The sequence below is a fragment of the Gillisella taibaishanensis genome (genome assembly GCF_001938985.1).
Classification (GTDB): Bacteria; Pseudomonadota; Alphaproteobacteria; order Rhizobiales; family Rhizobiaceae; genus Allorhizobium; species Allorhizobium taibaishanense.
The window spans coordinates 179152-191155 of sequence record NZ_MKIN01000022.1 but is presented as its reverse complement, the minus strand read 5'-3'; the positions used below and the strand labels follow the sequence as shown (position 1 = coordinate 191155).

General features: G+C 58.1%; 10 protein-coding genes. 8 read left to right on the top strand and 2 right to left on the bottom strand.

Features of this window, described 5'->3' with window-relative positions; genetic code table 11:
* The first annotated feature begins 350 nt into the window (after positions 1 to 350).
* From BJF91_RS12090 to BJF91_RS12055, 8 genes are all read left to right on the top strand, one after another.
* Complete coding sequence (locus BJF91_RS12090; protein ID WP_075614777.1) at positions 351 to 1754, top strand: L-serine ammonia-lyase; 1404 nt, start codon at positions 351 to 353, stop codon at positions 1752 to 1754.
* 45 nt (positions 1755 to 1799) lie between these two features.
* Positions 1800 to 2237, top strand: a complete 438-nt coding sequence (locus BJF91_RS12085; RefSeq protein ID WP_075614776.1) for a DUF1489 family protein — start codon at positions 1800 to 1802, stop codon at positions 2235 to 2237.
* Positions 2238 to 2716: 479 nt separating this feature from the next.
* A complete protein-coding gene (locus tag BJF91_RS12080; RefSeq protein WP_075614775.1) occupies positions 2717 to 3190 on the top strand; it encodes a chemotaxis protein CheW in 474 nt (157 codons plus the stop codon).
* A gap of 534 nt (positions 3191 to 3724) precedes the next feature.
* Entirely contained in the window at positions 3725 to 5257 is a 1533-nt protein-coding gene (locus tag BJF91_RS24575; RefSeq protein WP_162843863.1) for an AAA family ATPase, read from the top strand.
* A 120-nt stretch (positions 5258 to 5377) separates the two neighbouring features.
* Entirely contained in the window at positions 5378 to 5578 is a 201-nt protein-coding gene (locus tag BJF91_RS12070; protein ID WP_075614774.1) for a hypothetical protein, read from the top strand.
* Between the two features lie 167 nt (positions 5579 to 5745).
* A complete protein-coding gene (locus tag BJF91_RS12065; RefSeq protein WP_075614773.1) occupies positions 5746 to 7482 on the top strand; it encodes a hypothetical protein in 1737 nt (578 codons plus the stop codon).
* A complete protein-coding gene (locus tag BJF91_RS12060; RefSeq protein ID WP_075614772.1) occupies positions 7479 to 9266 on the top strand; it encodes a hypothetical protein in 1788 nt (595 codons plus the stop codon). The genes BJF91_RS12065 and BJF91_RS12060 overlap by 4 nt, the downstream gene beginning before the upstream one ends.
* Positions 9267 to 9415: 149 nt before the next feature.
* Positions 9416 to 10108, top strand: coding sequence for a hypothetical protein (locus tag BJF91_RS12055; protein WP_075614771.1), 693 nt, complete (start codon positions 9416 to 9418; stop codon positions 10106 to 10108).
* A 102-nt stretch (positions 10109 to 10210) separates the two neighbouring features.
* On the opposite strand, the gene BJF91_RS12050 is transcribed toward BJF91_RS12055, so the two are convergent.
* Both BJF91_RS12050 and BJF91_RS12045 read right to left on the bottom strand, forming a co-directional pair.
* Positions 10211 to 10669, bottom strand: a complete 459-nt coding sequence (locus BJF91_RS12050) for a hypothetical protein (RefSeq protein ID WP_075614770.1) — start codon at positions 10667 to 10669, stop codon at positions 10211 to 10213.
* A gap of 178 nt (positions 10670 to 10847) precedes the next feature.
* Positions 10848 to 11798, bottom strand: a complete 951-nt coding sequence (locus tag BJF91_RS12045) for a hypothetical protein (RefSeq protein WP_139310675.1) — start codon at positions 11796 to 11798, stop codon at positions 10848 to 10850.
* Positions 11799 to 12004: the final 206 nt, after the last annotated feature.

The window sequence follows — 12004 nt, the reverse complement described above, 5'->3', positions numbered from 1 at the left end:
TTTTTTTTTGGCTATCCACCGCTTTTATCTGATTGAGCGTTGACGGCAAATCGGCTATCCATGCCGTGTCCAAGACCTTTCGGGGGATAGCGTCCTGGACCTTTCGCTTCCAGCGGAAGTATCCGCTTTCCGGCGGGGGACGACAGCGCGGCTGAACAAGCCGCGCTGTTTTCGTTTTCGGGGTCTGGTTTCCGGATGATCCGATGCGAGAATAAAAAGCATCGGCCGGAAAGTGGGCACCGGTTTCCGGATAATCCGATGCGAGAATAAAAAGCGGCGCATCCTGGCCCTGCGGTTTTCTGCAAGATGCTGTAGAACAATGGCTGTAATGTCATTGATAGGGTCTTTTCATGTTTCTTTCCGTGTTCGACGTCTTCAAGATCGGGATCGGTCCCTCCAGCTCCCATACGATGGGGCCGATGTCGGCGGCGGGACGGTTTCTCGATCTGATCCTGTCGAATGACTGGCCGCGCCCGGCCGGTGCCGAAGTGGCGGCGCTGAAGGTCAGCCTGCATGGCTCGCTTGCCTATACCGGCGTTGGCCACGGAACCGACCGGGCCGTGATCATCGGCCTGACCGGCCAGACGCCAGACAAGGTCGATCCGGACCGGATGGAAGAGATCGTCGCGGAGGTGCAGAGCAAGGGAGAGGTCTGTCCTCCCGGCCATTCTGCCTATCGGTTCCAGCCAGCCGGCGACCTCGTGCTGGACAAGAAGACGCCGCTTGCCGGCCATGCCAACGGCATGCGCTTTTCCGCTTTCGACCGTCAGGGGCGGTTGTTGCTCACCACGGTCTATTATTCGATCGGTGGCGGCTTCGTGGTCACCGATATCGAGCTTGCCGCGATGCAGAAGGCAAAGAAAGCCGAGAGCCATGCGGTGAAGGTGCCCTATCCCTTTGCCAGCGCCAAGCAGATGCTGGCCATGGCCGCCTCGTCCGGCCTGACCATTGCCCAAATGAAGCGCGCCAATGAAGAGGTGACGATGAGCCGGCAGGCGCTGGACGAAGGGCTCGACAAACTCTGGTCGGCGATGAGCGGCTGTATCGATCGCGGCCTCCGGGTCGAGGGCGAATTGCCAGGCGGGCTGAAGGTCAAGCGCCGGGCCCGGAAAATCCATGACAAGCTGCAGGAGGAATGGCGTTCGAACCGGCAAAACCCCTTGCTCGCCAACGACTGGCTGTCGGTCTATGCCATGGCCGTCAACGAGGAGAATGCCGCCGGGGGCAGGGTGGTGACGGCGCCTACCAATGGCGCGGCCGGCGTGGTGCCGGCCACGATCCGTTATTACCTGCACTTCCATCCCGATGCCGACCAGGACGGCGTGCGCGACTATCTGCTGACGGCCGCAGCCGTTGGCGGCATTATCAAGCACAATGCCTCGATTTCAGGTGCCGAGGTCGGCTGCCAGGGCGAGGTTGGCTCGGCAGCGGCCATGGCTGCGGCGGGGCTGGCGGCTGTAATGGGCGGCAGCCCGGAACAAATTGAGAATGCCGCCGAAATTGCCCTTGAGCATCATCTCGGCATGACCTGTGATCCTGTCGCCGGCCTGGTGCAGGTGCCCTGCATCGAGCGCAATGCGCTTGGCGCGGTCAAGGCGGTCACGGCGGCCTCTCTGGCCATCAAGGGCGACGGCAGCCATTTCGTGCCGCTCGACGCCTGTATTGAGACCATGCGCCAGACCGGCAACGACATGAGCGAGAAATACAAGGAAACCTCGCTCGGCGGTCTCGCCGTCAATGTCGTGGAATGTTGAAGACGGCGCTTGACCCCTGCCGCCAAAGGTCTATCTCCAAAAGCCATGGCGCTTCATCTAATCAAGCTCTGCGTTGGAGCTGAAAGCATTGACGATCTCAGGCACTGGGTTGCGGAACGCTCCCTGGTGGCAATGGCTGCCGGCTTGCCGGCACAAAGCTCGCACGTCACCCGCATGGTGCCGAAGCGGGTCGACGAATTGCTCGATGGCGGCTCGCTCTACTGGATCATCAAGGGCCAAGTCGCGGCGCGTCAGCCGCTGCTCGACGTCGTCAGCTTCACTGGTGGCGATGGCATCAATCGCTGCGAACTGATCCTCGGCCCCGAAGTCATCGAAACCGCGCCGGCGCCGCGTCGTCCTTTTCAGGGCTGGCGTTATCTGGATCCAAAGGATGCTCCGCGCGACCTCTCGGCCGGCGGCGGTGATCTCGGCGACATGCCTGACGATCTAAAGCGGGAACTGGCCGAACTCGGCCTTCTTTAACCCTTTTCGCCCGCGTCATTTCCAGCGCGGCTAAACAGCAGGACGAAGAATTTCTTCTGCCGCTAGCGGCTGTCCGTCTGATTCGGCTTTTCATTGACGGTGGTGCCGCACCTCGGGTTTTTTGTACGATAACCATCGTTAATGTGGCCAATTCGCCGGAAATCCCTGAATTTGCGCGGGATTTGGTAGCCAAAATGTCGGTACACGCCCCATATTTTACATTCGAATTCACTAACGGTTAAGTCCCGTCAACTATATTTCGGCCAGAGAATGCGACGCCAACGCGATCTGCGAATGAGTGGTGGTTCGACATTTGGCGTAGGTTTTCTCTGATGTGCTCGATTTCTTCTTAAACCTCCGGAGATTTGCGGAGGAATCGAGCAAATAAAACGCATGACAAGGCGCCGTCGGAGAGACGATATTCGTACACGCGGCGCTTTAGACACTGTCCCGAACCTAAGAAAGCTGGGAGACTATTGATGAACACTTCGCATCTCGTGCAGGCAGGATCGCTGGAGATCATCGCCTTCCGGCTTCATTCCCAGGAATTTTGCGTTAAGACCACCTCGATCCGCGAAATTCGCGGTTGGGCGACCGTAACCCCGCTGCCGCATGCGCCTTATGAAGTGCTCGGCGTCATGAACCTGCGCGGTACGGTCATTCCGATCGTTGACCTCGCCGTCAAGCTCGGCATGGCCAATTCTGAAGTCAATCAGCGCAGCGCCGTCGTCGTTGCCGATGTCAACGGCGTTACCGTCGGCTTGCTGGTTGATGGCGTCTCCGACATTTTGACCATTCCTGCCGACCGCCTGCAGCCGCTGCCACAGGCCGCTGGCCCAAGCGCCGCCTTCTCGGATGGCATTATCGCCCAGGGCGAAAGCATGATCTGCTTCCTCAACCTCGAGCGCATGTTCGGCGTCGACGATGCCGACAGCTGGGGCATGGCCGTCTGATCGACGGAAATCAATTGAAATACAAACGCCTCGGACGCTCAGCAGTCCGGGGCGTTTTTGTTTTTATATCGTTCAATGAAGTTGCCGGGATCGGCATACTGGATCTGGTGCAGCGAACGGGGGAAAGTTCGAACCAACTATGGTCGGCGGTTCTTGAAATGTCCACATGGGTGGACGTCCTAACAAACACGAGCCTACGCTAGGATCACCCCGCGTCGACGACGTTGGTGTCAGAACGCGGGTCGTGCGCGGGAACGCGGTTCGTGTCAACATTGAGTGCAACGCCCTCCCGCCTGCACCTTTCCGGAGCTGGTTTCAAAGTCCTGCCTCGGCACGCTCGGCCCGTTGTTCGGGCCCAACTTGACCAACCTGTGCCCCCCGGACAGGCGGTTTCGAATCGAATACATTCCGACCAGTTGCCCGATCGCTTCAACTAGCGGGTAGAAATGTTTCAATCCGATGCCGAAGATTGCGCGCGCTGGTGTCCACTGGCGGCGGCATGTCGGTGCTCGACTAGGATTCAGGAGGTGTCCCGTGACAGACAAGCCATCACAAGACCGCCACTTTCAACGCCGGCAGAAGGCAGCAATTGCCGGATTGCATTTGCCGACGGCCGAGGAGTTGCTGAGGGGGATGGCGTTCTTCCGCGAAGACTTGGCCGAAGACATCCGCGAATATTCCGGTCGACTGTCGGGTCGAGTTAAAAAGCGCAAGCGGGCTGGGCTTGCACTGCTCGCTACCAGTCTGGATGAGTTGGCCGTGGAGCCGACTGAGGACAGCGTGCTTGCCGTGGAGGCGGCGATCGATCTCATCGATAATACCGAAGGATTGCCGCTCAGTGAGTGCCGCCTGCGGTGCAGATTCTACCGGGCCTTCTTCGGGGACGGCCAAGCGACGGCGCTGATCGCCGGTGAGATCGCCCATCTCGCCTCTGGCGATTTATCGCCTACGGAGCGCAGCAGCCTGCACTGGCGCTCACTCGGTTGGGCGGCACAATCCCGCGTACTCGACTGGCGCCGACGAGCAGGCGTCTCTGTTCAGAGATCTGCGGAGTGGTTCGAGCAGGAAGTCCGGACCTATGAACAACACTTCAGAGATGCGATCACGTCATCAACTGTCGACGAACAGGAGCCCAAGGACTCATCCTTTGTTGGCCTTGCTAAAACATGGGAAGAAGAGCCATCAGAACACAAAACAAGTGCGACAGACGGAGTGATCGTGATCAGCGGCATAGGAAATGACACGACGGCTGATGGGAAGCGAGTGGCGAAAGAATTCGAGAATTTTAAGCTGCGGCCGTTGCCTCTGCCAGGCATGCCAGAATTACCCACAGTTCGCGCGATATTGATCGCTGAGTTTCCGTATGCGGTTACTATTGTTGACAGCGTGCTGGAAATACTTGGTGGCCGGCCAAATGTCTACCTAAGACCGACCATCCTGCTTGGAGCACCCGGTAGTGGGAAGACGCGGTTCGCCCGGCGACTGACCGAGGAACTCGGCGCGCCCTATGAGATCATTTCTTGTGGGGGCTTGAGCGATAGCGCCGTCGGGGGAACCGCCCGGAGATGGACGTCGGGCGAACCTAGCATTGCGGTTATGGCCGTGCGCCGACACAAATGCGCCGGACCAGTCGTTATTCTCGACGAGATCGAGAAGATCGGCACAAGCCGCCACAATGGGAACGTGCACGACGTCTTGATCGGCCTGTTCGAAAAGGAGACATCGCGCCGTTGGCATGATCCCTACCTTCAGGCCCATTGCGATTTGTCGCATGTGTCTTGGCTGATGACCGCGAACTCGCTTGAGCCGATCCCGGCGGCCTTGCGGGACAGGTGCCGAATCCTTCGCTTTCCCGACCCGGGAGCCGATCAATTGCCGCTGCTCGCCCCACGTATCCTGGAGCGGCTGTACATCGAGGCGGGTTACGATCCGCGCTGGGCCACGCCGCTTGAAGGATTCGAACTGGATGCCTTGGCTAGCGTCTGGACGGGTGGTTCGATCCGGCCGTTGGAACGGCTGGTAGATGGACTGCGGAAGGCGCGCGAGGCTGATAGGCGACGACAATGACGTCTGACCCACATCATTTTCCAACCGCCATACTCTCGTTGTGCATGCTAACACCGCAGGCAGCTTCACCACTTCTCGTGTCTGCCCGCTCGATAACGACGTTCTGACGTGGAGACTGCCATGCCAAAAGGTGGAAAGAATGATGTAGGTAAAACCGACAACGTTAGCCTGACCGCGAAATCGATGACCGATAAGGAGACGTTTGGCGAAGCGCTGTCAAACGAAGGATTCGTACCGGCAAATGTTGGGCGCAAGATTGTGTCCGAAGGGAAGCGTAGGGAGACGCTGAAGAAGAAAGCGTCCACCAACCGCAATAAGTGAATTCCGGTGCGGGACCGCGAATCTTTCTTGGAACAACTCGTCGCGTGCTGATTTGGGAAAGCCGATGGGCGTTTTGTGTGCGACTGGGGCAAGAACGTCCCATATAGAGGTTGACCCGTCTGTTATCTTGAGAGGGCGGCATTTTCGGTCCGAGACGCGGGGGAGTGATGGCAGAAGAAGAAATCATCGAGCACCATAGGGCCGGCACGCTCCCAGAGCTTTTCATCGAGCGCACGCGAAGCCATCGCAACGACGACGTCGACAAGACTTTTCAGGCAACCCTGACGAAACTCCACAATGACGGCGAAATAGACGTGCTCGAATCCGCTCGCACGATTTCCGCGTCTTCGATCAATCAACATGACTTCTTCACTGTCATGCACACCTATTGCGAACTCATTCCGACTCTTCAGGCCGAGGTTCCGGCTATGTTGGCCGCTGTAAAGGCATTAGTCGTGCGGGCTGGCGACGACCTCACCTCCGGCATGCCTAATGGCGCGTATCGAACGTGGGCTGAACAAGGCGAGCGCGCACGGATGACCCTTGCTACGCTTAGCGAGGAGAACCCAGAAGATTCGGCTTATGTGTTCCTTGGCCTCCAAGCACTTGCCAAGGGCTCGCCAGATGACGCACTGAGGGAAGCAATCGCCTACCTTAAAAGCTTGGCGGCGCCAGTGCGATCGGCCGCAGCCAAGGCGATCGGTACTATCGCACTTGACACCCCGCAAGCCCGCAACCGCGCGGTGGACGCCCTCGTCGCCGCCACCGATAATGCCGACGACAATAGTCTTGGTGATATTTTGACTGCCATATGCGAAATCGCTCGCGCTTATCCTGAAATGGACGCCTCAGCCGTCGCGCTGATCCAGATTGCCGCGCCACAGATTGGCGACCATGCGATCCACCAGCTCTCGCTTGAGCTTATGTTCCATGGGGAGGGGCTGCCGCCGAAAATTGTGGCGGGTCTGACAACCATCATGCACAAGGTCGCAATCGGCAATCGTGGAACGCTCGAAAACATCGACGCTGCGGGCAGCAAGCTGGTCGCACGTGGGCGGCTAGAGGAAGGGCTCGCTCTTATCACACCGCTGATTGCGCGGCATGACGAGCTCACCTCACTTGAAGAGTTCGGCAGCTTTTCTTATGCGCTCCTACAACTCAGACCCGACCAGTTGGCTGAAGTGATGATCGGCTGGCTGCTTTCGTTGGATGCCAACCTTGGTCATGCCACGCTGTCCCTGGTCGGCAGATATCATGGCGACGGACCGCTAGTTGTCGAGGCCGATCATGCGGCCCTTGGACTGGCCGATGCCGATAAAATACTGCTTGCGCACCGCGCGATCGGCTATCTATTCATCCACGCAATCACCGCTGCTTCGCTGGTGCTTGGACTCATCCAGGGCGCCAGCGAAGTTCCGCGCAAGGTGATGGCGGAAGTTCTTTTCGATCCACTGCTCATCAACTATTCCGGAGAATTAGCTGACTGGCTAAGGGAACGCGTCAAGTCTGCAGGCGACCCGGCACAGCCCGTTACTCAGGAATTGCTCGCTCGGCTTGAAGATTATATCGAAGGCCTGCGCAAGGCTGGACGGATCAAGGAGCTTGACCCGTCCGAGCGCGAGCGGCTGATCGAAAGCCATCGTCAGCATGAGTCAATGCTGCAAGTGCATAAGCAGGCCGAGAAGAGGTCGATACTCATGTCACTCGTGAGCCGATCGGTGATACTTTATGGCACTCGATCGATCAGCTACTCCAGAGGATCTGACGGCAAGAAGCAGCGTCACGAAACGAAGCTGCACAGTTTTAGCCACAGCTTCGAGGCGCCGCGCCTCGACATTCTCGAGCCGTTCGACCTTGACTACAAGCTGCGGATTTTTCGCGCCATGCAGGGGGCGGAATCGTGAAGCTTGTCATACGTGAATATCTCGCCTCCCTGCGCGAACGCGGCGAGCTCGATGCGGTGTTGCCCGATTTGCTTACGGAGCTTGGGTTCACTGTCTATTCGCGCCCGGCCCGGGGCACACGTCAATACGGCGTTGACGTTGCCGCAATCGGCAATGGACGCGATGGCGTTCGGCGAGTCCATCTGTTCTCTGTCAAATCCGGGGACCTGGACCGCACGGAGTGGAACACGGCCTCGCCGCAGAGTCTGAGGCCATCACTCGACGAAATTCTCGATCACTACATCGCAAGCCGTATCCCGCCCGAATATGCTGATCTGCCAATCGCCATTTGTCTCACGTTCGGCGGTGCGATCGATGAACATGTCCGTGCCGAAGTGACCGGCTACATGAAACGCAACACCACTCAACGAATCAGCTTCGAAGAGTGGAATGGCGATCGATTGGCGGACGTCATCCTCCACGGCATCCTGCGCGAAGGCTTGCTACCACCCCCGTTGCGCAGCCATTTGCGCAAGAGCGTCGCGATGGTCGAGGAGCCCGACATCGCACTCAACCATTTCGGCAAGCTGCTGCGCGCGTTGACCGACATGCCTGGTGCGACCTCGGCGGCGCGACTATCGCAAGCCCGGATGATCAATATCTGTCTGTGGATCATGTTTGTCTGGGCACGCGAGGCAAACAACGTGGAAGCTCCCTATCTTGCCAGCGAACGCGCGCAACTTGAGGTCTGGCACCTTCTAAAAGCTGACGTCGCGCGCTCGGGCAAGGCGGCCGAAGCGGCGGGCTTTGTCATCAACGAGCTGTTCGAGTTACATTTCGCGATTTGGGACGAGTTGTTCGAGAAGAAGATTCTGCCGCACGCCAACGTCCGCCACGCGCTTTCATCGGCAGTCGGATCACATGCGGCGATCGACGTTAACCTCAAGCTGTTCGAAATTGTTGGTCGCCTGTCGCTACGTGGGCTTTGGCTGGTTTGGCAACTCGCTCCGCCAAACGGCCCGGTCGTGCTCAGCGAGGATTATCTCCAGACACTTCCGGCAGTGCTCGCGGGGGCCACCAAGGCGACAGTTAAGCGAATCGACGGGCTATGTGCGCAACTTACGCAGATCGTTAGCAACAACCGGGCGCTGCTTTCGCCGATGGGCGATTGGCAGGCGATAGACATTGGTCTCGCCTTCACGCTTCTCGGCTGCCGCCCCGCTGCCCATTGCGCGATCGATCAATGGGCCGAGGAGCTCGCAAAGCGCACCATCTTCGCATTCAACGTGCATGGCCGCTATCCAGTGACAAGTCGCTCCTATTGGGACATAGTCGACCATCCCTCCGAGCGCAGCGAGGAGTATCGCCAGAGTTCAACCGAGGGCAGCATTCTATACCCGATGCTCGCACAATGGGCCGCGGCGCGCGGTAAGCAGGAACTGTTCGACGAACTGGCCGCATTCAAATCTAAATCACTCGGACACTGCACTTTTCAGGCCTGGCTACCGGACGAGGACAGCGAGGACAATCTCTATCTCGGTCATGATAATCACGGTTCCGCGCTAACCGATATTCCCGTTACTGCGGGCACACGGGACACCCTAGATTTCGTACTCGACGAGGTTGTCAGCAACCCGCACTATGATTCGCTTTCGGCGGTTCGGCTAGGGCACTGGCCGATCGTGCTCACGGCTTGCCGCTGCTACCGGCTGCCAGTACCGCCGCAGGTCTGGCGCGACCTCCTGCCTGCAGTGCGACCGACTGTAAAGGACGCGCCCCCGCCAACAGGTGACGGCGCACGTTAGGTTTCGCAACCACTCGTATTCGACCTCTCACCTAGGATAGCTTTAATGAAATTGTCGAGCTTACAGGAGGCCAGTGTGCGCATCCCGATCACGACCGGCGAAAGCTGCCACTTAGCTGTCGCCGCCCGATTGCGGAGGTGGAATTGGTCATGCATGATCGCGGCATGACCCAAGATCCCACTGCCCGCGTTCCGGACCTCGATGAATCTCTCGTTACCGAGTTCATGACCCGATTCGGCCTTACCAGCGCCCCGATGCACCTGAAATACGAGAACCGTGGATACGACGACAATCAATGCCACCTATCGTTCAAGCACTGTGCCATAGAGAACGGCGGAAGGAGGGTGCACGGCTGGGCGCTCTGGGGATTTGATAGTATGTTGATTGGTGAGCATCACAGCGTGTGGGAAAACCCCAATCGGCAATTAATAGACGTGACTCCGCCGAAATTCGGTGCTGACAGCATACTCTTCATACGTGACGATGCCGCCGACTTGGTTGAGATGCAGGGGGTCTATGCGATGTGGAGCGATCGAACGACGATCCCAGACATCCCATTTGCCTTCCAAGGCAACCCACACAATGAGCCCCACTGGGGGCTGCTTCCGGACAACGCAAACATCGTGCAGTTCTGTCAGAAGTTCGGGATAAAGCCGTCAGATATGCTTACCGATGAGCGTTTTGCTAGCAATTTACTGTCGCCCCCCCCATGCAAGCTTGGCAGCGTCAACAAGAAGATTCCATATCGGGTTGCCGGCACAGCCCGCGTTCGACAAAACGCCAGCTTCTCCGTTTCTAGCTTGATGGCGTCAGTAGCCATCAGCGGCAGTCAAGGAGCATAGAGGCGGTACGCCTAGCCGGCTACCGCCTTCGACTTTCGGAGAGATCGGGACGCACCGCGGTTCTAACGATCGAATATCAATCAATCACTTCAAAAGAGGTCGCTAGACAAACCATCGCATCATTGCATCCATTCGCCCGAAGTCTTTGCCTGCAGGAAGTTCGAGGAAGACGCCCACGCGATACCGAAGCTGCTCACGGAAGGCCTCAAGTTTTATGAGATCGCAGTGGCGTGGCTGCTTGTTCGAGGTCAGTTTGATTTCGACTGCAAGTATGTTTTCTTGGTTGTCACCGCGACGATGCACTACAATGTCGGGAAAGACACGCGCGTTGTCGCCGCCGCACTCCAACGGCAAATTCAGGCGTTTCGCGCTACCATCAAGGCCAACGCGGTTATACTCGGCATCGACGCGGTGGTAGGGGAACATCTCTCGCATAAACACATGGGCGAGCGTTGCCCCGATAGCGCGCTCATTAGCATCAAGTTCGAGCAACTGATGTTGATCGTCCATAAACATCTGAACGGCCTTCACGAAGCGATCTTGGATTTCCTCTGTGTCCATATAACCATTCTGACACAAGCAAGCTGACTCGTCACTCATCGGCGAACGCCCCCTTGGCGCTTAAAAGTAGGCGAACCGCTCGCGGCCGAAAGTTAGATGTCTCTCGTGGGTATACCAACGACTGCCGTTGCCGCATTCATCATTGCACCGAGCGGCACGCCGCTCCTGTCAATGTTCACTAATCCCCACCGAGTTTGATCCAAATGGTGCTAATCGCGCGGTTGGGAGGCTCAACGTCCATGAGTTCGAATCGCGGCTCCTCGTCGGTAGGCAGCGATCCGTCAGTCGTGACTGACACCTGAATCAGATTGTTCTGCAGGAAAAACGCCTGTGTCGTGTTTCCTCTCGGAAATGCCAGCGGGCCAAGCGACTGTCGATGATGGAACAGCCGCCCGTAGGTAACGGTCATCAATGCCTCAACGGTTCGGCTCCAATCGGTTGCAAGCGCTGGAGTGGCGTCACGACCGACACGACCCCGGACGAGATCGACGATGAATTCCGCGAGGAGCGGTGCTGCGAGGGTCTTACCGGGAACGGTGGAGGGGAGCATCTGCGACCACACCGGAGGGCTGACGAAATGTCGATCTATGACGCCATATTGCCCACAGTCATGTGCCGACCCGCCGGAGTGGAAATCGACGTTCGCCAACTTGTAGATCGGCTCCTGGAAGTCGAACCGCGGCCAATTCTGAAAAAGCGCGAGCTGCAACTTGTCCTGTGGCCGAGAAATGATAACGGTGCCACGCTGCGCCGCCATTTTCGCTTGGATCAGTGCCGCCTGGCGTCTTCCGGTCCGAATATTGTCCACAACAAGCAGTAGGTCCGCGAGTTCACATGCGGCCTTGGTCTTGTGGGGACCGATGAAACGCACCTTGGGCGCTTGGTGGGTGAACACCGCACTGATTGCTATGTTCGTCCCCGTGGGCTGCAGGATTTGCCTCCAGTCCTTGGCAAGCTGTGGAATCGCATAGGTCGTCACTGCGGCGACAAGTCCCGGTTCGGTACGGGGAACGCTCAAGCCCGTTGGACTGCCGGACGAGAGTGCACGCTCTATCGCCGCACGTGCCTTGAGCATCAACTGAAAGCGAATTCTTGGAGGAAGCTTCATCACTCGAATGGTCTCATGCATCACTGGTGTCAAAGATATCAGCCACTCGTTCCAACAATGCAAGCGTGTGGAAATTCGAAGTGCTCCTTGAAAGCGTGTAAATCGGAGGAGCCGCCCAGAGATGGTCGTCGTGCGAACCAAGCCTTGCGGTCATGGTCGTGCATCGACACGAATGCGCCGTATCGGTCGTCATCGCCGGCGAGATCAAGAAGATCGGCACCAGCCGC